At 37.0% G+C, this 22,711-nt stretch carries 25 protein-coding genes and 2 rRNA genes (1 of these 27 only partly in view); 26 read left to right on the forward strand and 1 reads right to left on the reverse strand.

The genetic code is table 11. The features are described from left to right. The 11 genes from KPL75_RS14200 to rsmI all read left to right on the forward strand — a co-directional run. Positions 1 to 2,064: ribosomal RNA gene (locus KPL75_RS14200) — 23S ribosomal RNA — on the forward strand (it extends 858 nt beyond the left edge of the window). Between the two features lie 49 nt (positions 2,065 to 2,113). Next, positions 2,114 to 2,229, forward strand: a 5S ribosomal RNA gene (rrf, locus tag KPL75_RS14205). 199 nt (positions 2,230 to 2,428) lie between these two features. Next, positions 2,429 to 2,608, forward strand: coding sequence for a sigma factor G inhibitor Gin (locus tag KPL75_RS14210; protein ID WP_002107281.1), 180 nt, complete (start codon positions 2,429 to 2,431; stop codon positions 2,606 to 2,608). A gap of 79 nt (positions 2,609 to 2,687) precedes the next feature. Next, complete coding sequence (locus tag KPL75_RS14215; RefSeq protein WP_219916788.1) at positions 2,688 to 4,109, forward strand: aminotransferase class I/II-fold pyridoxal phosphate-dependent enzyme; 1,422 nt, start codon at positions 2,688 to 2,690, stop codon at positions 4,107 to 4,109. 1 nt (position 4,110) lies between these two features. Next, a complete protein-coding gene (tmk, locus tag KPL75_RS14220) occupies positions 4,111 to 4,737 on the forward strand; it encodes a dTMP kinase (RefSeq protein ID WP_219916789.1) in 627 nt (208 codons plus the stop codon). Between the two features lie 35 nt (positions 4,738 to 4,772). Continuing rightward, the gene (gene holB, locus KPL75_RS14225) at positions 4,773 to 5,756 is read left to right on the forward strand and encodes a DNA polymerase III subunit delta' (RefSeq protein ID WP_113938530.1); all 984 of its coding nucleotides are present in this window, start codon (positions 4,773 to 4,775) and stop codon (positions 5,754 to 5,756) included. Between the two features lie 5 nt (positions 5,757 to 5,761). Next, a complete protein-coding gene (locus KPL75_RS14230; RefSeq protein ID WP_219916790.1) occupies positions 5,762 to 6,589 on the forward strand; it encodes a PSP1 domain-containing protein in 828 nt (275 codons plus the stop codon). Between the two features lie 14 nt (positions 6,590 to 6,603). Continuing rightward, positions 6,604 to 6,954 carry a DNA replication initiation control protein YabA gene (yabA, locus tag KPL75_RS14235; protein ID WP_002009639.1) on the forward strand — a complete coding sequence of 117 codons (351 nt, stop codon included), beginning with the start codon at positions 6,604 to 6,606 and terminating at the stop codon, positions 6,952 to 6,954. Positions 6,955 to 7,074: 120 nt separating this feature from the next. Continuing rightward, positions 7,075 to 7,815, forward strand: a complete 741-nt coding sequence (locus KPL75_RS14240; RefSeq protein WP_219916791.1) for a tRNA1(Val) (adenine(37)-N6)-methyltransferase — start codon at positions 7,075 to 7,077, stop codon at positions 7,813 to 7,815. After that, positions 7,802 to 8,092, forward strand: a complete 291-nt coding sequence (locus tag KPL75_RS14245) for a GIY-YIG nuclease family protein (protein ID WP_219916792.1) — start codon at positions 7,802 to 7,804, stop codon at positions 8,090 to 8,092. Before KPL75_RS14240 ends, KPL75_RS14245 begins: the two co-directional genes overlap by 14 nt. Further along, positions 8,061 to 8,936 (forward strand): 16S rRNA (cytidine(1402)-2'-O)-methyltransferase, encoded by an 876-nt coding sequence (rsmI, locus tag KPL75_RS14250; RefSeq protein ID WP_219916793.1) that lies wholly within the window; start codon positions 8,061 to 8,063, stop codon positions 8,934 to 8,936. Before KPL75_RS14245 ends, rsmI begins: the two co-directional genes overlap by 32 nt. A gap of 20 nt (positions 8,937 to 8,956) precedes the next feature. Here the strand turns inward: rsmI and KPL75_RS14255 are convergent, their stop codons facing one another. Then, positions 8,957 to 9,241, reverse strand: coding sequence for a transition state genes transcriptional regulator AbrB (locus tag KPL75_RS14255; protein ID WP_000843037.1), 285 nt, complete (start codon positions 9,239 to 9,241; stop codon positions 8,957 to 8,959). Positions 9,242 to 9,761: 520 nt separating this feature from the next. Here KPL75_RS14255 and metG point away from each other — a divergent pair. The 15 genes from metG (at position 9,762) to KPL75_RS14330 (ending at position 22,647) form a co-directional block, all read left to right on the forward strand. Next, positions 9,762 to 11,744 carry a methionine--tRNA ligase gene (gene metG / locus KPL75_RS14260; RefSeq protein ID WP_258236929.1) on the forward strand — a complete coding sequence of 661 codons (1,983 nt, stop codon included), beginning with the start codon at positions 9,762 to 9,764 and terminating at the stop codon, positions 11,742 to 11,744. Positions 11,745 to 11,910: 166 nt separating this feature from the next. Further along, positions 11,911 to 12,678: a TatD family hydrolase gene (locus tag KPL75_RS14265; protein WP_219916795.1), complete on the forward strand. Its 768-nt coding sequence runs from the start codon at positions 11,911 to 11,913 to the stop codon at positions 12,676 to 12,678. Positions 12,679 to 12,938: 260 nt separating this feature from the next. Then, positions 12,939 to 13,496 carry a ribonuclease M5 gene (gene rnmV / locus KPL75_RS14270; RefSeq protein WP_048562636.1) on the forward strand — a complete coding sequence of 186 codons (558 nt, stop codon included), beginning with the start codon at positions 12,939 to 12,941 and terminating at the stop codon, positions 13,494 to 13,496. Beyond that, on the forward strand, positions 13,493 to 14,371 hold the full coding sequence (rsmA, locus tag KPL75_RS14275; RefSeq protein ID WP_002091590.1) for a 16S rRNA (adenine(1518)-N(6)/adenine(1519)-N(6))-dimethyltransferase RsmA: 879 nt from the start codon (positions 13,493 to 13,495) through the stop codon (positions 14,369 to 14,371). Before rnmV ends, rsmA begins: the two co-directional genes overlap by 4 nt. A 110-nt stretch (positions 14,372 to 14,481) precedes the next feature. After that, positions 14,482 to 15,345, forward strand: a complete 864-nt coding sequence (yabG, locus tag KPL75_RS14280; RefSeq protein ID WP_219916796.1) for a sporulation peptidase YabG — start codon at positions 14,482 to 14,484, stop codon at positions 15,343 to 15,345. A 238-nt stretch (positions 15,346 to 15,583) separates the two neighbouring features. Then, a complete protein-coding gene (gene veg, locus KPL75_RS14285; protein ID WP_000044339.1) occupies positions 15,584 to 15,847 on the forward strand; it encodes a biofilm formation stimulator Veg in 264 nt (87 codons plus the stop codon). Positions 15,848 to 15,938: 91 nt separating this feature from the next. Further along, a complete protein-coding gene (gene sspF / locus KPL75_RS14290) occupies positions 15,939 to 16,118 on the forward strand; it encodes an acid-soluble spore protein SspF (protein WP_002094215.1) in 180 nt (59 codons plus the stop codon). Between the two features lie 196 nt (positions 16,119 to 16,314). Then, positions 16,315 to 17,184, forward strand: a complete 870-nt coding sequence (gene ispE / locus KPL75_RS14295) for a 4-(cytidine 5'-diphospho)-2-C-methyl-D-erythritol kinase (RefSeq protein ID WP_219916797.1) — start codon at positions 16,315 to 16,317, stop codon at positions 17,182 to 17,184. A gap of 54 nt (positions 17,185 to 17,238) precedes the next feature. Then, positions 17,239 to 18,087 (forward strand): pur operon repressor, encoded by an 849-nt coding sequence (purR, locus tag KPL75_RS14300; protein WP_098786679.1) that lies wholly within the window; start codon positions 17,239 to 17,241, stop codon positions 18,085 to 18,087. A gap of 136 nt (positions 18,088 to 18,223) precedes the next feature. Then, positions 18,224 to 18,598, forward strand: coding sequence for a RidA family protein (locus KPL75_RS14305; RefSeq protein ID WP_000869819.1), 375 nt, complete (start codon positions 18,224 to 18,226; stop codon positions 18,596 to 18,598). A 152-nt stretch (positions 18,599 to 18,750) separates the two neighbouring features. Then, complete coding sequence (spoVG, locus tag KPL75_RS14310) at positions 18,751 to 19,044, forward strand: septation regulator SpoVG (protein WP_000454042.1); 294 nt, start codon at positions 18,751 to 18,753, stop codon at positions 19,042 to 19,044. Positions 19,045 to 19,367: 323 nt separating this feature from the next. Beyond that, a complete protein-coding gene (gene glmU / locus KPL75_RS14315; RefSeq protein ID WP_002091584.1) occupies positions 19,368 to 20,747 on the forward strand; it encodes a bifunctional UDP-N-acetylglucosamine diphosphorylase/glucosamine-1-phosphate N-acetyltransferase GlmU in 1,380 nt (459 codons plus the stop codon). An 18-nt stretch (positions 20,748 to 20,765) separates the two neighbouring features. After that, on the forward strand, positions 20,766 to 21,719 hold the full coding sequence (locus KPL75_RS14320) for a ribose-phosphate diphosphokinase (protein ID WP_000107420.1): 954 nt from the start codon (positions 20,766 to 20,768) through the stop codon (positions 21,717 to 21,719). A 72-nt stretch (positions 21,720 to 21,791) separates the two neighbouring features. Beyond that, positions 21,792 to 22,352: an aminoacyl-tRNA hydrolase gene (gene pth, locus KPL75_RS14325; RefSeq protein ID WP_309137455.1), complete on the forward strand. Its 561-nt coding sequence runs from the start codon at positions 21,792 to 21,794 to the stop codon at positions 22,350 to 22,352. A gap of 70 nt (positions 22,353 to 22,422) precedes the next feature. Beyond that, positions 22,423 to 22,647, forward strand: a complete 225-nt coding sequence (locus tag KPL75_RS14330; RefSeq protein ID WP_002091576.1) for an anti-sigma-F factor Fin family protein — start codon at positions 22,423 to 22,425, stop codon at positions 22,645 to 22,647. Positions 22,648 to 22,711 lie beyond the last annotated feature (64 nt).

Below are 22,711 nucleotides of genomic sequence, written 5' to 3' on the forward strand. Positions count from 1 at the left end.
TCCCCGAAATAGCTTTAGGGCTAGCCTTAAGTGTAAGAGTCTTGGAGGTAGAGCACTGATTGAACTAGGGGTCCTCATCGGATTACCGAATTCAGTCAAACTCCGAATGCCAATGACTTATCCTTAGGAGTCAGACTGCGAGTGATAAGATCCGTAGTCAAGAGGGAAACAGCCCAGATCGCCAGCTAAGGTCCCAAAGTGTGTATTAAGTGGAAAAGGATGTGGAGTTGCTTAGACAACTAGGATGTTGGCTCAGAAGCAGCCACCATTTAAAGAGTGCGTAATAGCTCACTAGTCGAGTGACTCTGCGCCGAAAATGTACCGGGGCTAAATACACCACCGAAGCTGCGAATTGATACCAATGGTATCAGTGGTAGGGGAGCGTTCTAAGTGCAGTGAAGTCAGACCGGAAGGACTGGTGGAGCGCTTAGAAGTGAGAATGCCGGTATGAGTAGCGAAAGACGGGTGAGAATCCCGTCCACCGAATGCCTAAGGTTTCCTGAGGAAGGCTCGTCCGCTCAGGGTTAGTCAGGACCTAAGCCGAGGCCGACAGGCGTAGGCGATGGACAACAGGTTGATATTCCTGTACCACCTCTTTATCGTTTGAGCAATGGAGGGACGCAGAAGGATAGAAGAAGCGTGCGATTGGTTGTGCACGTCCAAGCAGTTAGGCTGATAAGTAGGCAAATCCGCTTATCGTGAAGGCTGAGCTGTGATGGGGAAGCTCCTTATGGAGCGAAGTCTTTGATTCCCCGCTGCCAAGAAAAGCTTCTAGCGAGATAAAAGGTGCCTGTACCGCAAACCGACACAGGTAGGCGAGGAGAGAATCCTAAGGTGTGCGAGAGAACTCTGGTTAAGGAACTCGGCAAAATGACCCCGTAACTTCGGGAGAAGGGGTGCTTTCTTAACGGAAAGCCGCAGTGAATAGGCCCAAGCGACTGTTTAGCAAAAACACAGGTCTCTGCGAAGCCGTAAGGCGAAGTATAGGGGCTGACACCTGCCCGGTGCTGGAAGGTTAAGGAGAGGGGTTAGCGTAAGCGAAGCTCTGAACTGAAGCCCCAGTAAACGGCGGCCGTAACTATAACGGTCCTAAGGTAGCGAAATTCCTTGTCGGGTAAGTTCCGACCCGCACGAAAGGTGTAACGATTTGGGCACTGTCTCAACCAGAGACTCGGTGAAATTATAGTACCTGTGAAGATGCAGGTTACCCGCGACAGGACGGAAAGACCCCGTGGAGCTTTACTGTAGCCTGATATTGAATTTTGGTACAGTTTGTACAGGATAGGCGGGAGCCATTGAAACCGGAGCGCTAGCTTCGGTGGAGGCGCTGGTGGGATACCGCCCTGACTGTATTGAAATTCTAACCTACGGGTCTTATCGACCCGGGAGACAGTGTCAGGTGGGCAGTTTGACTGGGGCGGTCGCCTCCTAAAGTGTAACGGAGGCGCCCAAAGGTTCCCTCAGAATGGTTGGAAATCATTCGTAGAGTGCAAAGGCATAAGGGAGCTTGACTGCGAGACCTACAAGTCGAGCAGGGACGAAAGTCGGGCTTAGTGATCCGGTGGTTCCGCATGGAAGGGCCATCGCTCAACGGATAAAAGCTACCCCGGGGATAACAGGCTTATCTCCCCCAAGAGTCCACATCGACGGGGAGGTTTGGCACCTCGATGTCGGCTCATCGCATCCTGGGGCTGTAGTCGGTCCCAAGGGTTGGGCTGTTCGCCCATTAAAGCGGTACGCGAGCTGGGTTCAGAACGTCGTGAGACAGTTCGGTCCCTATCCGTCGTGGGCGTAGGAAATTTGAGAGGAGCTGTCCTTAGTACGAGAGGACCGGGATGGACGCACCGCTGGTGTACCAGTTGTTCTGCCAAGGGCATAGCTGGGTAGCTATGTGCGGAAGGGATAAGTGCTGAAAGCATCTAAGCATGAAGCCCCCCTCAAGATGAGATTTCCCATAGCGTAAGCTAGTAAGATCCCTGAAAGATGATCAGGTTGATAGGTTCGAGGTGGAAGCATGGTGACATGTGGAGCTGACGAATACTAATAGATCGAGGACTTAACCATATAATATGAAGCAAATGTTATCTAGTTTTGAAGGAATATGCCTTCATAGTTTGGTGATGATGGCAGAGAGGTCACACCCGTTCCCATACCGAACACGGAAGTTAAGCTCTCTAGCGCCGATGGTAGTTGGGACCTTGTCCCTGTGAGAGTAGGACGTCGCCAAGCAAGATAAAAACACAAGTCTTTTGACTTGTGTTTTTTTGTTTTTAAACAGTGCACGAAAGAAGTAAAGGGAATACATAAGTAATACAAACACGTTGCCCAAGAGTAAATCATATTATATAAGAAACTGATGTATATTTTCCGGAAATTTGTTAAGGAATAGAGGTATATAATATGTTTATTTAAAAAGGGAGGAAAGATTATGAAATTACCAAGTGAAATTTGTATCGTTTGTGAGACAAAAAGAGAAGAAGGAATATATGTATATAATAATTTAATATGTTACGAGTGCGAAAGAAATCTGGTGAATACTGAGACAAATGATCCGAAGTATATACATTATTTAAAACAACTGCGAAAATTAGAAGTATCATATTTTTAAATAGGCATTATGCCTATTATTTTTTTTGCCCTAATATCTGTATAATAGATACAGAATAAATAATAAGGAAGAGATATATATGAATCAAAATCGTATGCCTTTATATGAGGCATTAATGGAATTTAAAGAAAGGCGACTACTATCTTTTCATGTTCCAGGTCATAAGAATGGTTTAAACTTCCCAGAGAAAGCTTCAGGGGGGTTTAAGGACATATTATCGATTGATGTAACAGAGTTAACAGGATTAGATGATTTACATAGTCCGTTTGAATGTATAGATGAAGCACAGCAATTATTAGCTGAAGTATATGGCGTGCACAAAAGTTATTTTTTAATTAATGGTTCAACAGTTGGAAATTTAGCAATGATTTTGTCTTGCTGCAGCGAACATGATATTGTCCTCGTACAAAGAAATTGTCATAAATCAATCATTAATGGTTTGAAATTAGTAGGGGCTAATCCGGTCTTTTTAAATCCATGGATTGATGAAGTACATAACGTACCAGTAGGTGTTCATGATGAAATTATTAAGGAGGCAATTACAAAGTATCCAAATGCAAAAGCACTTATTTTAACACATCCTAATTACTATGGTATGGGAATTGATTTAGAGGCAAGTATCGCTTACGCACATGCACATAAAATTCCTGTTCTAGTAGATGAAGCCCATGGGGCACATTTTTGTATAGGGGATCCCTTCCCGAAGTCAGCATTAGTTTATGGTGCGGATATTGTGGTTCATTCCGCCCATAAAACATTACCTGCGATGACAATGGGATCTTATTTACATATAAATAGCCGTCTGGTGAGCGAAAAAAAAGTTTCTTCCTATTTAACTATGCTACAATCTAGTAGCCCATCGTATCCAATTATGGCTTCTCTTGATATAGCACGTTTTGCAATAGCAGTTATAAAGGAAGAGGGTCATGATGAAATCGTTGAGTTTTTACGCCGATTTAAAGAAGGATTGCGATCTATCCCACAAATAGCCATCTTGCAATATCCATCGCAAGATGAATTAAAGGTTACGGTGCAAACTCGCTGTCAGTTATCGGGGTATGAATTACAGTCTGTATTTGAAAAGGTCGGTATATATACGGAAATGGCAGATCCATATAACGTCCTATTTATATTACCGTTACAAGTAAATGAGGGGTATATGAAAGCTATAGAGATAATCCGAGTAGCTTTGCAGCAATATAAGGTAAAAGACAAGACAGCATCAATTGTTTATACTTATAAAGGGGAGATTTCTCCTTTACCGTATACGTATAAACAATTAGAGAGATACGAAACGAAGTTAGTATCTATAGAAGAAGCCGTTGGTATGATAGCTGCAGAAATGGTGATTCCGTATCCACCTGGAATTCCATTAATCATGTATGGAGAGAGAATTACTCAAGGACATACAAAGCAAATTACTCATTTAGAGAAAACAGGGGCTCGTTTCCAAGGTAGTACGAAATATATGAACGTGTATGATATAGAAAGTAGGTTTTAGGATGAAGGGATTATTTGTAACAATTGAAGGGCCAGAAGGTTCGGGTAAAACAACATTAATTAAAAGTTTATTACCATATTTTGAGCAAAAGGAACAAAAGGTAATGGCGACCAGGGAACCGGGTGGTATTGCAATTTCTGAAGATATTAGAACAATTTTACATAAACAAGAGTATACGATGATGGAGGCACGTACAGAGGCGCTTTTATATGCTGCTGCACGTAGACAACATTTAGTGGAAAAAGTTATGCCAGCACTTGAGGAAAACTATCTTGTACTATGTGATCGTTTTATAGATAGCTCTTTAGCGTATCAAGGATATGCAAGAGGCTTAGGTATGGATAAAGTATTTGAAATTAATCGTTTCGCAACGGAAGATTGTATGCCTAGTTTAACAATCTATTTAGATATTGAGCCAGAGGTAGGTTTAGCACGAATTGAAAAAGATGCAGGACGTGAAGTAAATCGACTAGATATGGAAGATATCTCTTTCCATAAACGTGTGCGTGAAGGGTATTTACAAGTTGTAGAGCGTTTCTCTAATCGCATTGTATTAGTAAATGCTGATCAACCAATGAAAAAACTTATAGAAGAAGTTGTTCAGATTATAGAAGGTAAATTGTTATAATAGAAGGAAAGAATGAAATAAGTGAGGTATGCAGTATGATAAATACGTGGGAGCAGCTTTCTGTTATACAGCCCATCGGTGTCAAAATGTTGATGAATAGCATTGCAAAAGAGCGTATATCCCACGCTTACTTGTTAGAGGGAGGGAAAGGGACTGGGAAGTTCGCCACAGCAATTCAAATGGCAAAAAGTTTTCTCTGTTCACAAAGAAATGGTGTAGAGCCTTGTCATGTATGTACGAATTGTCGCCGAATTGATTCAGGTAACTACCCAAACTTACATATTGTAAAACCAGATGGATTATCTATTAAAAAGCAGCAAATTCATGATTTACAAGAAGAGTTTTCAAAAACAGGATTAGAAGCAAATAAAAAAGTATATATTATTGAGCATGCAGATCGTATGACAGCAAATGCAGCGAACACGCTCTTAAAGTTTTTAGAAGAACCAAGTAGTGATACAACAGCTATTTTACTTACTGAACAAAGTCATCAGATTTTAAATACAATCTTATCTCGTTGTCAAGTTGTTACGTTTAGGCCGTTGCCTACAGAATCTTTAATTAAGAGGTTAGAGGAAGAAGGTATTACAGTTTCTTTATCTACACTTGCTGCGCAGCTTACGAATAGTTTTGAAGAAGCTTTATTAATGTGTAATGATGAATGGTTTGCACAAGCGAGAGCTTTAGTGATAAAATTATGTGAAGCGCTCGAAAAAGATAAGGCCTCTATTTTTTTTGTACAAGAAAAATGGGGGAAGCACTTTGGAGAGAAAGAACAATTACAGCAAGGCTTAGATATGTTACTCCTTATTTATAAGGATTTATTATATGTTCAACTTGGAGAAGAAGATCGTCTTGTTTTTCATGAGCAGAAAGAGATGTTTGAATCCTTTTCTTATGCTCAGAAGCGCATTGTATCAGCTCTCTTTAATATATTAGAGGCAAAAAATAGAATCAACGCTAATGTAAATGCGCAGCTTGTGTTCGAACAGTTAGTGTTGCGGTTGCAGGAGGGATGACCGTTTTGTATGATGTAGTAGGTGTTCGCTTTAAGAAGGCCGGAAAGGTATATTACTTTGATCCAAATCAGTTCGATATCTCAGAAAATGAGTTTGTAATTGTAGAAACGGTAAGAGGTATTGAATACGGAAAAGTAGTTATTACCAAAAAGCAAGTTGATGAAAACGACGTTGTATTACCGCTTAAAAAAGTTATTCGTATTGCAAATGAAAATGATCGTACCATTGTTGAAGAGAATAGGTATGCTGCGAAAGAAGCATATCAAGTTTGTCAACAAAAGGTAGGAGAACATAATCTTGATATGAAGCTTGTAGATGTAGAGTATACGTTCGATCGTAATAAGATTATTTTTTACTTTACTGCGGATGGTCGGATTGATTTCCGGGAACTAGTGAAAGACTTAGCGGCAATTTTTAGGACAAGAATTGAGCTGAGACAGATAGGCGTTCGTGACGAAGCAAAAATGCTTGGTGGTATTGGTCCATGCGGTCGTATGCTTTGTTGTTCTACTTTTTTAGGAGATTTTGAACCTGTATCCATTAAAATGGCAAAGGATCAAAATTTATCATTAAATCCTGCAAAAATCTCTGGTTTATGTGGTCGCTTAATGTGTTGCTTAAAATATGAGAATGATGAATATGAGGCAGCAAAGGAACAACTTCCTGATTTAGATCAACGTATACAAACACCGCAGGGTACTGGCCGTGTTATCGGATTAAATATTTTAGAAAGATTAATTCAAGTGGAACTAGTAGACAAGGAACGGATAGTAGAATATACGTTAGATGAATTAATTAATAAAGGGGTCGTTTCGAGTCAAACCACAGATTAATGAGGTGGGTGCTTGTGGAGAAAAAGGATATTTTTGCATCGGTTTCGAGTATGGAAGAGCAAATTGGACATTTATACAAACAGTTGGGAGAATTAAAACAACATCTTGCAGAATTATTGGAAGAAAACCAACATATAAAAATGGAAAATGAAAATTTGCGACATCGTTTTGAAGAAGTGCAGAACAAGGAAAAACAAAAAACTCAAAAACGCAAAGAAATGAAGGCGAAGACAGATATTGGTGAAGGTTATGATAACCTAGCAAGACTATATCAAGAAGGTTTTCATATTTGCAATCTACATTATGGAAGTGTACGTAAAGAGGGAGATTGTTTATTCTGTCTGTCATTTTTAAATAAAAAGTGAGATTACCTTTCCAATATAATTGGAAAGGTAATTTTTTATACATGAGAGTAGAATGAAATTTATTTTTACATTAATAGAGGATGAAATAGGGTAGGTTAAGTGTAAGAAAGGGAGCAATATATGAATTTATATGAAGATGAGCGTTTAGATTACTTATTAGCGCAAGATATGAAGATTGTACAAAGTCCATCAGTATTTAATTTTTCTTTGGATGCTGTTTTACTTGCAGATTTTGCTTGGGTGCCAATTCAAAAAGGTAATTTACTTGATTTGTGTACAGGTAACGCAGTTATCCCTCTTTTATTAAGTACAAGGACAAAAGGGAAAATTACAGGTGTAGAAATTCAAGAGCGCTTATATGATATGGGTATAAGAAGTGTTCAATACAATAACTTAGAAGAAAGAATTCATTTAATCCATGGAGATTTGAAAGATATGTCGGAGAAACTTGGACGTCATCAATATGATGTTGTAACATGTAATCCTCCCTATTTTCAAACACCACAAACTTCTGAGAAGAATATCAATGAACATTTAGCGATAGCTCGTCATGAAATTATGTGCACATTAGAGGATGTTGTATATGCAAGTAGCCAGTTAGTGAAACAGGGTGGGAAAGTAGCATTTGTACATCGTCCAGGTCGTTTGCTTGACATCGTCACATTAATGCGTAAATACAAAATCGAACCGAAACGTGTGCGATTTGTTTATCCTAAGGCTGGTAAAGAAGCGAATACATTGTTAATTGAAGGAATTAAGGATGGGAATGCAGACTTGAAAATCTTACCACCTCTTTTTGTATATGAAGAAAACAACGAATATACAAAGGAGCTTCGTTCAATTTTATATGGAGAAGAATAAGCATTGTTTTTATGTGGTGGAGTGTTCTGATGGAAGTTATTATGCTGGATATACAAATCATATAGAAAAACGGATTCAGACCCATAATAGTGGAAAAGGTGCTAGATATACACGCGCTAGGCTTCCAGTTAGTTTAAAATATGTAGAGGGTCATGAGGATAAACGAACAGCTATGCAAGCTGAATATCACTTTAAACAGTTAACGAGGAAACAAAAAGAAGAATATATGCAAAAAGGAGAACGCTATGTGGCAGCAAAAAAGCTTTCAGCAAAATGAAAAGGGAGTTTTATATTTAGTACCGACTCCAATCGGAAATTTAGAGGATATGACATTTCGTGCAATCCGAATTTTAAAAGAGGCAGATCTTATTGCTGCGGAAGATACAAGGCAAACGAAGAAGCTTTGTAATTATTTTGAAATTGAAACACCAGTTATGAGTTATCATGAGCATAATAAAGGAGTAAGTGGACAGAAAATTTTAGATAAGTTAGAAGAAGGTAAGACTGTAGCCATTGTGAGCGATGCTGGTATGCCATGTATTTCAGATCCTGGTTATGATATCGTTGTAGAGGCTGTAGCAGAACAATATCATGTTATCCCGCTTCCTGGGGCAAATGCAGCTCTTACAGCATTAATTGCATCAGGACTTGAGACAAAACATTTTTATTTCTATGGTTTCCTGCAAAGAAATAAAAAGGGACGTAAGCTTGAATTAGAAAAACTACGCTATATTCCAACTACAATGATGTTTTACGAGGCGCCACATCGTTTAGATGACACTTTAATCTCTATGCAAGAAGTATTAGGAAATAGGGAAATCGTATTATGTCGTGAGCTAACGAAAAAATTTGAAGAGTTTATTCGTGGAACAATTGAAGAAGCGATTGAGTGGACGAAGCAAAATGAAGTTCGTGGTGAGTTTTGTATTTTAGTAGCGGGTTCAACAGAAGAACCTACTCAAGAAGAACAATGGTGGGAAGCTATTTCAGTATATAATCATATTGAACATTATATAAATGAAAAAGGTATGAATTCAAAAGAAGCGATTAAAACAGTCGCTAAAGACCGAGATTTGTCGAAACGTGATATATATCAAATCTATCATGTTGATAAAAAATAAGCTTCTCATAATTGAGAAGCTTATTTTGCTGTTTCGATATAATCTTGAAGTTCGTTTAAGACCTGTTCAGCGCCTTCTTTACTTAAGATAATTTTACCTTCAGCTAAAGATAAGTTACCATCAGATACTTCACCAGTTACTTGGCAAGTCATGTTTGGCTTATATTTCTTTAAGATGATTTTTTCGTCATCAACGTAGATTTCAAGAGCATCCTTTTCTGCAATACCTAAAGTACGGCGTAATTCGATTGGAATTACTACACGACCTAATTCATCAACTTTACGAACGATACCAGTAGATTTCATAATTCTTTTCCTCCTAGATAAATAGTTTATAAGTTTCGAGTCTATTTTTTTGATTCGTCATTTTTCGACAAAATACCCTATGGACATATGATACCAATCATTTACATTTCCGTCAATTCTTAAATTCTATATTTTAAAAAAAGATTTATAGATTTTTATACTTCTTATATATAATAGAATGTGAGTCATTTCTATAATTGTTTCGTATTGTTTTTTTTATAATATTTATACTTTTTAGAAAAATATTGTATATTTTTTTGAATATGAGTAATAGATGATAAAGATATCGAACATTAACTGGTTTTTATCCCGCTATTTGTGAGCAGTAAGACTCCCACCTCAAAATTTAGCCGGAGCAAAGAAGTTAAGTGGGAGTCGGGCTGCTCGTAAAAGCCTGATTGGTGTGGGCTGATAATCCATGGGGGATGAACACAACTATGGATTAAAGTTTCACTTTATATATGAGTTTTTGATATACTGTTTATAAATACATATGAGGTTATTCGGGAGGTCCAAAACGATGAAAGAGGAAAATAAGTCCTTTTATATTACTACCCCAATTTATTATCCAAGTGGAAAGTTACACATTGGACATGCTTATACGACAGTAGCAGGAGATGCGATGGCACGATATAAGCGTATGCAAGGATATAATGTTCATTATTTAACAGGAACTGATGAGCATGGACAGAAGATCCAAAAGAAAGCAGAAGAACTAAATGTTACACCACAAGCATATGTGGATAACATTGTATCAGGGATTAAAGAACTTTGGGAGAAGATGGATATCTCTTATGATGATTTTATTCGTACAACTGAAGATCGTCATAAAGATGTTGTTGAGAAAATCTTCAAACAGCTAGTAGATCAAGGCGATATTTATCTTGATGAATATGAAGGTTGGTATTCTGTACAAGATGAAACATTCTATACAGCGCATCAATTAGTAGATCCAATTATGGAAGGTGATAAAGTAGTTGGTGGAAAAAGCCCAGATAGTGGCCACGCTGTAGAACTTGTTCGCGAAGAATCTTATTTCTTTAGAATGGGTAAATATGTAGACCGACTATTAAAGTTCTATGAAGATAACCCTCATTTCATTCAGCCGGAGTCCCGTAAAAATGAAATGATTAATAACTTCATTAAACCAGGATTAGAAGATTTAGCTGTTTCTCGTACTTCATTTGACTGGGGAGTTCGTGTTCCAGGTAACCCCAAACACGTTATTTACGTATGGGTAGATGCGTTGTCTAATTACATTACTGCATTAGGATATGGAACAGAAAATGAAGAGAAGTATAAAAAATTCTGGCCAGCAGATGTCCATTTAGTTGGGAAAGAAATCGTTCGTTTCCATACAATTTATTGGCCAATTATTTTAATGGCTTTAGATTTACCACTTCCGAAGAAAGTCTTTGCCCATGGCTGGATTTTAATGAAGGATGGAAAAATGAGTAAGTCAAAAGGAAACGTAGTAGATCCAGTTACACTAATTGATCGTTACGGATTGGATGCATTGCGTTACTACTTACTTCGCGAAGTTCCATTTGGATCTGATGGAGTATTCACACCAGAAGGATTTGTTGAACGAATCAACTTTGATTTAGCGAATGATTTAGGGAACTTATTAAATCGTACAGTAGCTATGATTGATAAATACTTTAACGGAGAAATCCCTGCATTTAAAGAAAATGTAACTGAGTTCGATGAAACGCTAGTGACATTTGCCAAAGATACATTGAAAAAAGTAGAAGAGGCAATGGAGAATATGGAATTCTCTGTAGCGCTAAGTTCCATTTGGCAATTAGTTAGCCGTACGAACAAATATATTGATGAAACGCAGCCATGGGTATTAGCCAAGGATGAGAATGATCGTGAAAAACTTGCGTCTGTAATGGCCCACTTAGCTGAGGTACTTCGTCAAACAGGTATTATGCTTATGCCATTCCTAACAGTAGCACCAAGTAAGATGTTTGCTCAACTTGGACTTACTGAAGAGACGCATAAATCTTGGGAAAGCCTATCTACAATTGGATGTATTCCAGCTGGAACAAAAGTAGAAAAAGGAAACCCTATTTTCCCTCGTTTGGAAATGGAAGTAGAAGTGGGGTATATTAAAGAACAAATGCAAGGTTCTGCTCCTAAAGTAGAGGAGAAAAAAGTAGAAGAACCAAAGGCAGAAGAAATTACAATTGATGATTTCTTTAAAGTAGAATTACGAGTAGCTGAAGTAATATCCGCTGAACCTGTGAAAAAAGCAGATAAGTTGTTAAAAATTCAGCTTGATTTAGGTACAGAGAAGCGTCAAGTGGTTTCTGGGATTGCTAAATTCTATTCCCCAGAAGAACTAAAAGGTAAAAAGGTTATTTGTGTAACGAATTTAAAACCTGTAAAATTACGTGGTGAATTATCACAAGGTATGATTTTAGCAGGTGAAGAGAATGGCGTATTGTCATTAGCATCAATTGACCAAAATTTGCCAAACGGTACAAAAATCAAGTAATTGAGACAAGAAAAGAGATGTTTCACGTGTAACATTGGTGAAGCGTCTTTTTTCTTTTTAAATTTCCTTTTTTTGCATTAAAATTGTAGTATTGTTATCGTTAAGTTAGAAAGAGTGTAGTTTTTCTATGAGAGAATTGATTTCAATATAAAAGGAGTTATTTATTATGTTGTTTGATACACATTCACATTTAAATGCAGAGCAATTTGAAGAAGATTTACAAGAAGTTATCGCGAGAATGAAAGAAGCGGGAGTTACATATACAGTTGTTGTTGGATTTGATGAAGTAACGATAAAAAAGGCGATTGAATTAGCTGAAACTTATGATTTTATTTACGCTGCGGTTGGATGGCATCCAGTTGATGCAATCGACATGACGGAAGAACATTTAGCTTGGTTAGAAGAACTTGCTTCCCATCCTAAAGTCGTTGCACTTGGAGAAATGGGCTTAGATTATCACTGGGATAAGTCTCCAAAAGAAATACAGAAGGAAGTATTCCGTAAACAAATTGCATTAGCGAAAAAGGTGAAATTACCGATTATTATACATAACCGCGATGCAACTCAAGATATTGTTGATATCCTAGAGGAAGAGAATGCAGCTGAGGTAGGAGGCATTATGCATTGCTTTAGCGGTAGTGTAGAAGTAGCGCAGCGATGTGTCGATATGAATTTTTTAATTTCATTAGGTGGACCAGTAACGTTTAAAAATGCGAAGAAACCGAAAGAAGTTGCTATGGAGATTCCGTTAGAAAAATTATTGATAGAGACAGATTGTCCATATTTAACACCACATCCATTTCGAGGGAAACGAAATGAACCGAGTTATGTAAAACTGGTAGCAGAAGAAATTGCGAATTTAAAAGGAATTTCTTATGACGAAGTAGCACAAATAACAACAAAGAATGCCAAAGCCTTATTTGGTGTTGAATAAAAAAGAATGGGGAGTCCCATTCTTTTTTTATTTTTTGAGAAGAGCGATAGTAGAAATGATAAGAACCTACTATTTACTCATAACATAAGTGTAGAAATATTGTGGAAAAATTAAGATGGAGATAGAAGTGTTACAATAAGGGTAGTGAACAAAGATTTTTCTCTTCTACTTTTTAAAATGTAAGATTGGGAAAATAATAATGGAAAAGTCACCATTTTTTTGTTTTACTAAGTAGAGATGAAACGAGTGTGGAGGCAAGCATGAAAATTAAAGAGATTATCGTTGTAGAAGGTAAAGATGATACAGTTGCGATTAAACGTGCTGTTGATGCGGATACAATTGAAACGAACGGTTCAGCAATCGGTGATCATGTTATTGAGCAAGTTAAATTAGCGCTGCAAAAACGAGGCGTTATTATTTTCACAGATCCGGATTATCCCGGAGAGCGTATTAGAAAAATTATTTCTGATAAGGTTCCTGGATGTAAGCATGCTTTTTTACCGAAGGAAGAAGCACTTGCTAAAAGGAAAAAGGGTGTCGGAATTGAACATGCTTCTAATGAATCAATTCGCCGTGCTTTAGAGAATATACATGAAGAAATGGAAGCTTACACAAGTGAAATTAGTTGGAGCGATCTAGTCGATGCAGGCTTAGTGGGCGGAGAAATGGCAAAGAGTCGCAGGGAAAGAATGGGTAAGCTATTAAAGATTGGTTATACAAACGCAAAACAGTTACATAAACGTTTACAAATGTTTCAAGTTTCAAAAGAAGCATTTGCAGAAGCTTATAAGCAAGTCATACAGGAGGAAAGAAAATGAAGGATATCGCAACGCCAAATCGTACGAAAGACATTGTTGAAAAGTACGGATTTTCATTCAAAAAAAGTTTAGGACAAAATTTTTTAATTGATACGAATGTATTAAATCGTATTGTCGATCACGCTGAGATCGGTTCGGAAAGTGGTGCAATTGAAATTGGGCCAGGTATCGGTGCGTTAACAGAACAATTAGCGAAGCGTGCAAAAAAAGTAGTGGCTTTTGAAATTGATCAGAGATTATTACCAATTTTGGACGAGACATTAGCTCCATATAGCAACGTTACAGTTATAAATAAAGATGTACTAAAAGCAGATGTACATGAAGTGTTTAGTGAGCAATTTGAAGAAGGACAAGATGTAATGGTAGTAGCTAACTTACCATACTATATTACAACGCCAATTTTATTTAAATTGCTTGAAGAAAAATTACCGGTTCGTGGATTTGTTGTTATGATGCAAAAAGAAGTTGGAGATCGTTTAGCTGCTAAACCAGGAACGAAAGAGTATGGTTCTTTATCCATTGCTATTCAGTATTATACAGAGGTAGAAACAGTTATGACTGTACCGCGTACAGTGTTTGTGCCACAACCAAATGTTGATTCTGCGATTATTCGTCTCCTGAAGCGTCCGAAACCAGTTGTAGAAGTAACAGATGAGACATTCTTCTTTGAAGTAGTACGAGCAAGTTTTGCACAGCGTCGTAAAACTTTAATGAATAATTTATCAAATAATTTAAATGGTTTCCCGAAAGATAAAGAGCTGTTGGATCGAATTTTAACAGAAGTAGGAATTGATCCAAAACGAAGAGGCGAAACGCTATCTATCGAGGAGTTTGCAACATTAAGTAATGCATTAATTCTTCATAAATTGTCATAAGAATATGAAAGGGACAGTTCAACTTGAACTGTCCCTTTTGTCACCTTTCCTTTCCTAAATTCATACTTTAAAAACAGGTAAGATGGCCTAACGAGTTTGGAGGTAGGAGAATGGCTTTACATGTTGGAGAATTAGTTGAACGATATTCTTATAATAGGGATATTCTTTTTCGTATTATAGAAATAAAAGGCGAGATAGCAATATTATTTGGAGAGGAAATTAGACTTGTGGCGGATGCGCCACTTGCAGATTTAATTAGTATAGATCAACGAGAACATAAAAAAAGAGTGAAGCGTGAAAAAGAAACAATGGAGCGTACTTACCGGTTGTTTCAGCAAGATTACGTTTTGATGAAACAAAGACATGAACATACTTCAACTGGTGGATATACAAGTGAAGTGAATTATTTTCAAATGCCTGGGCGTGTATTGCATATAGATGGGGATCCTTTATATTTGCGCAAGTGCTTAGATTTATATAATAAAATAGGCGTTCCTGTTCAAGGTATTCATTGTAAGGAAACGGAGATGCATGAAAAGGTAGTAGACTTAATAGATCATTTTCGCCCAGACATTTTAGTTATTACAGGGCATGATGCATATACAAAGTCAAAAGGAGCTATGGGAGATTTAGCAGCGTATAGACATTCTAGACATTTTGTACAGGCTGTTCGAGAAGTGCGAAAAAAGTATCCATCATTAGATCAACTCGTTATTTTTGCTGGGGCTTGTCAATCACACTTTGAGGCGTTGATTCGAGCGGGTGCTAATTTTGCTAGTTCACCGTCTAGAATTAATATTCATGCTCTAGATCCTGTATATGTAGTTGGTAAAATTAGCTTTACTTCATTTATGGAAAGAGTCAATGTATGGGACGTTGTGCGTAATACAATTACTGGTGAAAAGGGATTGGGTGGGATTGAAACGAGAGGGATTTTACGAACAGGATTACCCTTTCAACATTATGAAGAATGAGCAAGGTACATACGTATCTTGCTTCTTTATGCTGGAATGATTTGAAGAAATTTGGATAAAAAACTGCAAGAACGTGCAGACTATACAATGATACTTTTACAATATAGTATTTCTTCTATCTATTCGAACGCATGATGCTTTTATAATGATATTGTCTGTAAATTGCGGTTAATAATTGGGATAGATATATCGTGTTTTAAGTGTTCAATCTAAATTACAGCGAGGTGTAGCAAGGGATATGTCAAAACGTTTAGATGATATTAAAAACGAATTAGATCACCATCTTGGACAGCGACTAATGTTAAAGGCGAATAGTGGAAGAAGAAAAACTGTAGAGCAATCGGGTGTACTTGCAGAAACGTATCGTTCTGTCTTTGTTGTACAATTAGATCAGCAAGAAGACGCATTGCAACGTGTATCGTATAGTTATGCAGATGTTTTAACAGAGACAGTAGAGTTAACATTTTACGATGAACCCCATAATGAAGCATTTTATAATTAATATGTTATTCGTTACATATATTCCCACAAATGAAAAGCTATATTATTTTGCATACTAATTATACCGTAGCAAAATAAGGAGGGACTCTGCATTGAGTAGACGAAGAGGAGTCATGTCAAATCAATTTAAAGAAGAGCTGGCAAAAGAGCTTGGCTTTTATGATGTTGTTCAGAAAGAAGGATGGGGCGGAATTCGTGCGAAAGATGCTGGTAATATGGTGAAACGTGCTATAGAAATTGCAGAACAGCAATTAATGAAACGAAACCAGTAGTTGTAAGATACTTTCTATGCTACGGTAGCCGAGGAGAGATTCCTCGGCTTTTTGCACGCTAAAAGGTGCCATCATTTGACATAAGTAGTTTCATTCTGAATGCTTTTCGTTATAATTAGGGAAGTTTCATCGTCTTACTATAAATTTATGGTAAAATAAACGATAAAAGATTGAGTACATAGAGTGGGTGAATAGATTGAAGCTACTAGTGAAAGCACCAGCAAAGATTAATTTGTCGTTAGATGTACTGGGAAAAAGACAAGATGGATATCATGAAGTGAAAATGATTATGACAACAATCGACTTAGCAGATCGTTTAGAGCTAATGGAATTAGCAGAAGACCGTATTGAAATTTTGTCCCATAATCGGTATGTCCCAGACGACCAACGCAATTTAGCTTATCAAGCAGCGAAATTATTAAAAGAGAAGTTTAATGTAAAAAAAGGTGTATCTATTACTATTGAAAAAACGATTCCAGTAGCCGCTGGATTAGCAGGTGGAAGTAGTGATGCAGCAGCGACATTACGTGGCCTTAATAAGTTATGGAATTTAGGGCTGACAATTGAGGAATTAGCAGAGCTGGGCGCAGAAATTGGGTCAGATGTAACTTTCTGTGTATATGGCGGAACTGCAGTTGCCACTGGAAGAGGAGAAAAAATTGAACATATAAAAACTCCACCTTCTTGTTGGGTTATTTTAGCAAAGCCTCATATTGGTGTATCTACTGCTGACGTATACGGAAATTTAAAATTGAATCGTGTTACACATCCAAATGTAGATAAAATGGTTAAAGTCATTAATGACGGGGACTATAAAGGAATTTGTGATACTGTTGGTAACGTTTTAGAAGATGTGACGTTTGTGATGCATCCTGAGGTTGCACGTATTAAAGCACAGATGAAACGCTTCGGTGCAGATGCCGTATTAATGAGTGGAAGTGGTCCAACTGTATTTGGTCTTGTACACCATGATTCGCGAATGCATCGTATATATAACGGATTAAAGGGATTTTGCGAACAAGTATATGCAGTTCGTTTATTAGGAGAGCGAGAAACGCTTGAATAAAGACGTATAATACGGTATGATTTGTTTAGAATATTCGTGATTTGAGGTGAGAGTGTGAAAATTAGACGAAGTACAAGATTGGTTGATCTGACTTATTACTTGTTACAAAATCCTCGTCAGCTAGTTTCTCTCACTTTTTTTGCTGAAAGGTATCAATCGGCTAAATCTTCCATTAGTGAAGATTTAGTTATTATTAAGCAAACGTTTGAGCAACAAGGAGTCGGCACATTGCAAACGGTACCAGGAGCAGCAGGAGGAGTGAAATATATTCCATATATAAGTGAAGAGGAGGCAAATCTGATTATTAATGAGCTTTGTAGCTTATTTGAAAATCCGGATCGTATTTTGCCTGGCGGTTACTTATATATGACGGATCTTTTAAGTAATCCTCGTCAAATTAATGGCGCGGGTCGTTTGTTCGCTTCGGTTTTTGCTAGGCAATCAATTGACGCAGTTATGACGGTAGCGACAAAAGGAATTCCACTTGCTTATGCAGTGGCGAACTACTTAGATGTACCGGTAGTAATTGCTAGAAAAGATAATAAGGTAACAGAAGGACCCACTGTTAGTATTAACTATGTATCAGGTTCCTCTAAGCGAATCCAAACAATGACGTTAGCAAAACGTAGCCTTCCAGAAGGTTCCAATGTTTTAATTATTGATGACTTCATGAAAGCAGGCGGAACAATTCAAGGTATGATGAGCATGCTAGAAGAGTTTAAAGCTAATGTTGTTGGTATTGGCGTATTAGTAGAATCCACAGATATCGAGGAAAGACTTATTAATAACTTTGTATCATTAATCCGTCTTTCAGAAGTTGATGTGAAAGAAAAAGCAATTCATGTGGAAAAAGGGAACTATTCACTTGCACCATTTGATGAAGGGCTTGTAGAGGCTGAATAAAAAGGTAAAGCGAATAGCTTTATCTTTTTTTTATCCTTTTTTTTATCCTTTTTGATAAATTGTAAAATAGATGGACAAACAGACTTTAGTGCACTATTTTTAAATAGTAAAAATAAATAATAAAAGGGTGAAAAGTATGAAAGTTGTTCAAACAAGCAAAGCACCACAAGCAATCGGACCATATTCACAAGGGATTATTGTAAATAATATGTTCTATAGTTCAGGACAAATTCCGTTAACGGCAAGTGGAGAACTTGTAACAGGAGATGTAACAGTACAAACAGAGCAAGTATTTGAAAATTTACAAGCGGTATTAGCAGAAGCAGGCGCTTCATTTGATACAGTGGTAAAAACAACAGTATTCTTAAAGGACATGGATGATTTTAATGCTGTTAATGAAGTATACGGTTCTTATTTCTCTACTCATAAACCAGCGCGTTCTTGTGTACAAGTAGCAAAATTACCGAAAGATGTTTCTGTTGAAATCGAAGTAATTGCCCTAGTTAAGTAACTCTTTGTAAGCGATAACCTCTACTAATCCTTATATTCAATTACAATAAAAATTTTTATCTTAAAAATTTTTAAAAAATTAAAGGGAAAATAGAAAATTTGTGGAATTTATACAAATATATCGCTTATTTAGAAAAGGGTGGTGAACACAAGATGGAAGTGACTGACGTAAGATTACGCCGCGTAAACACAGAAGGCCGCATGAGAGCAATTGCCTCTATTACTCTAGACCATGAATTTGTTGTTCATGATATTCGTGTAATTGATGGTAATAATGGATTATTTGTAGCAATGCCAAGTAAACGTACTCCAGATGGAGAATTCCGTGACATTGCACATCCAATTAATTCTAATACACGCTCTAAAATTCAAGATGCGGTTTTAACAGAGTATCATCGTTTAGGCGAGTTGGAAGAGGTTGAGTTTGAAGAAGCAGGCGCTTCGTAAAATTCGAATGAAAAGGGCTTTTGAAAGAAAGTCTTATAATTTTGTAGCAAACTCCTGTAAGCATTTACAGGAGTTTGTTTTTTTTTGATTTCATATAATTTGTATTCGTAAAATTCGAAATCCGTTTAGAAAAAGAGAAGAAACTTCTAATTTTTTGAAAATCATTTTAAATAGTATAGCTTATTTCTTAAAAAAGATACTAAAGAGTAAAACATCGTATAAGAATTATGGTAAAATTTAATAGTTAAAATGTGTTTCTTGAAATATATGATGATTTAGGATAATATCGTTAATGGATAAATAGGTTGCGATGGAGGGTCTATATGTCAAACAGATTTGCAGTGATTCTAGCTGCAGGTAAAGGCACACGTATGAAGTCCAAGCTATACAAAGTGCTGCATCCTGTATGTGGAAAACCAATGGTACAACATGTAGTCAATGAAGTATCTCAATTAGGATTGCAGAAACTTGTAACAGTCGTTGGACATGGTGCTGAAAAAGTACAAGAACAGCTAGGAAACGTAAGTGAGTTTGCATTACAAGCAGAACAACTTGGTACAGCTCATGCTGTCGATCAAGCTGCAAGTGTACTTGCAAATGAAGAAGGAACAACTTTAGTTATTTGTGGTGATACGCCTCTAATAACTGCTGAAACGATGGAAGCATTGCTTCAGCAACACGAAGAAGCAGGAGCAATGGCGACGGTACTAACAGCGTACATAGAAGAGCCTGCTGGATATGGCCGTATCGTTCGTAATGAGAATGGTCATGTTGAAAAGATTGTTGAGCATAAGGATGCAAATGAAAAAGAATTAGCTATTAAAGAAATCAATACAGGTACGTATTGTTTTGATAATAAAGCTTTATTTGCTTCACTTTCTAAAGTTTCAAATGATAATGTACAGGGCGAATATTACCTTCCGGACGTTATTGAAATTTTAAAAAATGAAGGTCATATTGTATCAGCTTATCAAACAGAGCACTTCGATGAAACGTTAGGTGTTAACGACAGAGTCGCTCTATCGCAAGCGGAAATTATTATGAAAAACCGTATCAACCGAAAGAACATGGTAAATGGTGTTACAATTATTGATCCAAGTAACACGTATATTTCTGCTGATGCAATTATTGGTAGTGATACAGTTCTTCACCCAGGAACGGTTATTGAGGGTAACACTGTAATTGGTTCTGATTGTGAAATTGGACCGCATACAGTAATTCGTGATAGTGAAATTGGAGATCGTACGGTAATTCGTCAATCTACTGTACATGACAGCAAACTTGGTACAGAAGTATCGGTTGGTCCATTTGCACATATTCGCCCAGATTCAGTTATTGGAGATGAAGTGCGCGTTGGAAACTTCGTAGAAATCAAAAAGACTGTTTTTGGTAATAGAAGTAAAGCTTCACACTTAAGTTATATCGGGGATGCACAAGTTGGAGAAGACGTGAATCTTGGTTGTGGTTCAATTACGGTGAACTACGACGGCAAGAATAAATTTAAAACTGTAATTGGTAACGGGGTATTTATTGGATGTAATTCAAACCTTGTTGCTCCTGTAACAGTTGAAGATGGTGCTTATGTGGCAGCAGGCTCTACAATAACAGAGAATGTTCCATCAAAAGCATTATCAGTAGCACGTGCACGTCAAGTTAACAAAGAAGACTATGTTGATCAATTGCTGAATAAGAAAAAATCATAATGTGGAGGGTTAATCTAGATGTCGACTCAATATCTAAATTCTAATTTGAAAGTATTCTCTTTAAACTCTAATAAGGAACTTGCTGAGCAAATCGCAAAGCATATTGGAGTAGGACTAGGAAAATGTTCTGTTGATCGTTTTAGTGATGGAGAAGTTCAAATTAACATTGAAGAAAGTATCCGTGGTTGCGATGTATTCATTATTCAATCTACAAGCTTCCCAGTAAACGAACATATCATGGAATTACTTATTATGATTGATGCATTAAAACGTGCATCTGCAAAAACAATTAATATTGTTATTCCTTACTATGGTTATGCGCGTCAAGACCGTAAAGCGCGTTCTCGTGAACCAATTACATCGAAACTTGTAGCAAACTTGCTTGAAACAGCAGGTGCAACTCGTGTAATCACTCTAGATTTACATGCTCCACAAATTCAAGGATTCTTTGATATTCCGATCGACCACTTAATGGGTGTACCGATTCTTTCGGATTACTTTGAAACAAAAGGCCTTAAAGATATCGTAATCGTATCTCCTGATCACGGTGGTGTAACTCGTGCTAGAAAAATGGCGGATCGCCTAAAAGCGCCAATCGCTATTATTGATAAGCGTCGTCCTCGTCCGAACGTATCAGAGGTAATGAACATTATCGGTAACATCGAAGGCAAAACAGCAATTTTAATCGATGATATTATTGATACAGCTGGTACAATTACATTAGCGGCAAACGCTCTTGTTGAGAACGGTGCTTCTGAAGTATATGCTTGCTGTACACACCCAGTATTATCTGGTCCAGCAATTGAGCGTATTCAAAATTCGAATATTAAAGAGTTAGTTGTAACGAACTCTATTGTATTACCAGAAGAGAAGAAAATTGATAAAGTACATGAACTTTCAGTTGCTCCATTAATCGGAGAAGCAATCATTCGTGTATACGAAGAAGAATCTGTAAGTGTATTATTCAATTAATTGGATAGAATGAGACGTAACCAAGCTTGGTTACGTCTTTTCGTATCGAAAAAAGAAAGTAGTGGTACAAGAATGAAATTAATAGTAGGACTTGGGAACCCAGGTAGAGAATATGAATTAACAAGGCATAATATTGGATTTATGGCGATCGATGAACTTGCAAAACGTTGGAATATTTCTTTGAATGAACAAAAGTTTAAAGGGATATTTGGCGCAGGTTTTGTTAATGGGGAAAAAGTAATCTTACTAAAGCCACTTACATATATGAATTTATCTGGGGAAAGTATCCGTCCTCTCATGGATTATTATAAAATTGATGTCGAGGACTTCATTGTTATGTACGATGATTTAGATATTCCTGTAGGTAAATTACGCCTTCGCATGAAAGGTAGTGCGGGTGGACATAATGGTGTGAAATCAACAATTTCACATTTAGGAACACAAGAATTTCAACGTATCCGCATGGGAATAGATCGTCCGAAAAATGGGATGAAAGTAGTGGATTATGTATTAGGACGTTTTACATCTGAAGAAATATCTGGCGTCAATCAATCCATTGAAAATGCAGCAGATGCATGTGAGGAATGGTTAAATAAACCTTTTCTCCAAATCATGAATACTTTTAATAGTTAAGCGCACAATCTGGAATATTTTATTTTGTTTTATCCCATACTAGTAGCAATTGGATATTTAGGAGGCTAGTATGGAAGGTTATTATTACTGTAGACATTGCGGAAGTAATGTGGGCTCCATTATCGCAGAAAAAGTATATAGCGACGTTTTGTTTCAACTAACAGAGCAAGAAGTAGTGGATATGATTCATTTTCATGAGAATGGAAATATATATATAAAAACGATTTGTGAATCGTGTCAAGAAACGCTCGCATCTTATCCTGAGTATTATGAATATGAAAAATTTCTGCAATAAAATGTTGTCGCTTTGGCATGTCCAAAGCATTTTTCTGTTTTCTTTTTCCGAAATATTTGCATAA

It is taken from the genome of Bacillus sp. NP247 (genome assembly GCF_018966865.1).
Taxonomy (GTDB): Bacteria; Bacillota; Bacilli; order Bacillales; family Bacillaceae_G; genus Bacillus_A.

Excerpts from the sequence above, each read along its gene's own strand:
- KPL75_RS14210 (WP_002107281.1), top strand. The coding sequence starts at position 2,429 with ATGAAATTACCAAGTGAAATTTGTATCGTTTGTGAGACAAAAAGAGAA.
- KPL75_RS14215 (WP_219916788.1), top strand. The coding sequence starts at position 2,688 with ATGAATCAAAATCGTATGCCTTTATATGAGGCATTAATGGAATTTAAA.
- tmk (WP_219916789.1), top strand. The coding sequence starts at position 4,111 with ATGAAGGGATTATTTGTAACAATTGAAGGGCCAGAAGGTTCGGGTAAA.
- holB (WP_113938530.1), top strand. The coding sequence starts at position 4,773 with ATGATAAATACGTGGGAGCAGCTTTCTGTTATACAGCCCATCGGTGTC.
- KPL75_RS14240 (WP_219916791.1), top strand. The coding sequence starts at position 7,075 with ATGAATTTATATGAAGATGAGCGTTTAGATTACTTATTAGCGCAAGAT.
- KPL75_RS14245 (WP_219916792.1), top strand. The coding sequence starts at position 7,802 with ATGGAGAAGAATAAGCATTGTTTTTATGTGGTGGAGTGTTCTGATGGA.
- rsmI (WP_219916793.1), top strand. The coding sequence starts at position 8,061 with ATGTGGCAGCAAAAAAGCTTTCAGCAAAATGAAAAGGGAGTTTTATAT.
- KPL75_RS14255 (WP_000843037.1), bottom strand. The coding sequence starts at position 9,241 with ATGAAATCTACTGGTATCGTTCGTAAAGTTGATGAATTAGGTCGTGTA.
- metG (WP_258236929.1), top strand. The coding sequence starts at position 9,762 with ATGAAAGAGGAAAATAAGTCCTTTTATATTACTACCCCAATTTATTAT.
- KPL75_RS14265 (WP_219916795.1), top strand. The coding sequence starts at position 11,911 with ATGTTGTTTGATACACATTCACATTTAAATGCAGAGCAATTTGAAGAA.
- rnmV (WP_048562636.1), top strand. The coding sequence starts at position 12,939 with ATGAAAATTAAAGAGATTATCGTTGTAGAAGGTAAAGATGATACAGTT.
- rsmA (WP_002091590.1), top strand. The coding sequence starts at position 13,493 with ATGAAGGATATCGCAACGCCAAATCGTACGAAAGACATTGTTGAAAAG.
- yabG (WP_219916796.1), top strand. The coding sequence starts at position 14,482 with ATGGCTTTACATGTTGGAGAATTAGTTGAACGATATTCTTATAATAGG.
- veg (WP_000044339.1), top strand. The coding sequence starts at position 15,584 with ATGTCAAAACGTTTAGATGATATTAAAAACGAATTAGATCACCATCTT.
- KPL75_RS14305 (WP_000869819.1), top strand. The coding sequence starts at position 18,224 with ATGAAAGTTGTTCAAACAAGCAAAGCACCACAAGCAATCGGACCATAT.
- spoVG (WP_000454042.1), top strand. The coding sequence starts at position 18,751 with ATGGAAGTGACTGACGTAAGATTACGCCGCGTAAACACAGAAGGCCGC.
- glmU (WP_002091584.1), top strand. The coding sequence starts at position 19,368 with ATGTCAAACAGATTTGCAGTGATTCTAGCTGCAGGTAAAGGCACACGT.
- KPL75_RS14320 (WP_000107420.1), top strand. The coding sequence starts at position 20,766 with ATGTCGACTCAATATCTAAATTCTAATTTGAAAGTATTCTCTTTAAAC.
- pth (WP_309137455.1), top strand. The coding sequence starts at position 21,792 with ATGAAATTAATAGTAGGACTTGGGAACCCAGGTAGAGAATATGAATTA.
- KPL75_RS14330 (WP_002091576.1), top strand. The coding sequence starts at position 22,423 with ATGGAAGGTTATTATTACTGTAGACATTGCGGAAGTAATGTGGGCTCC.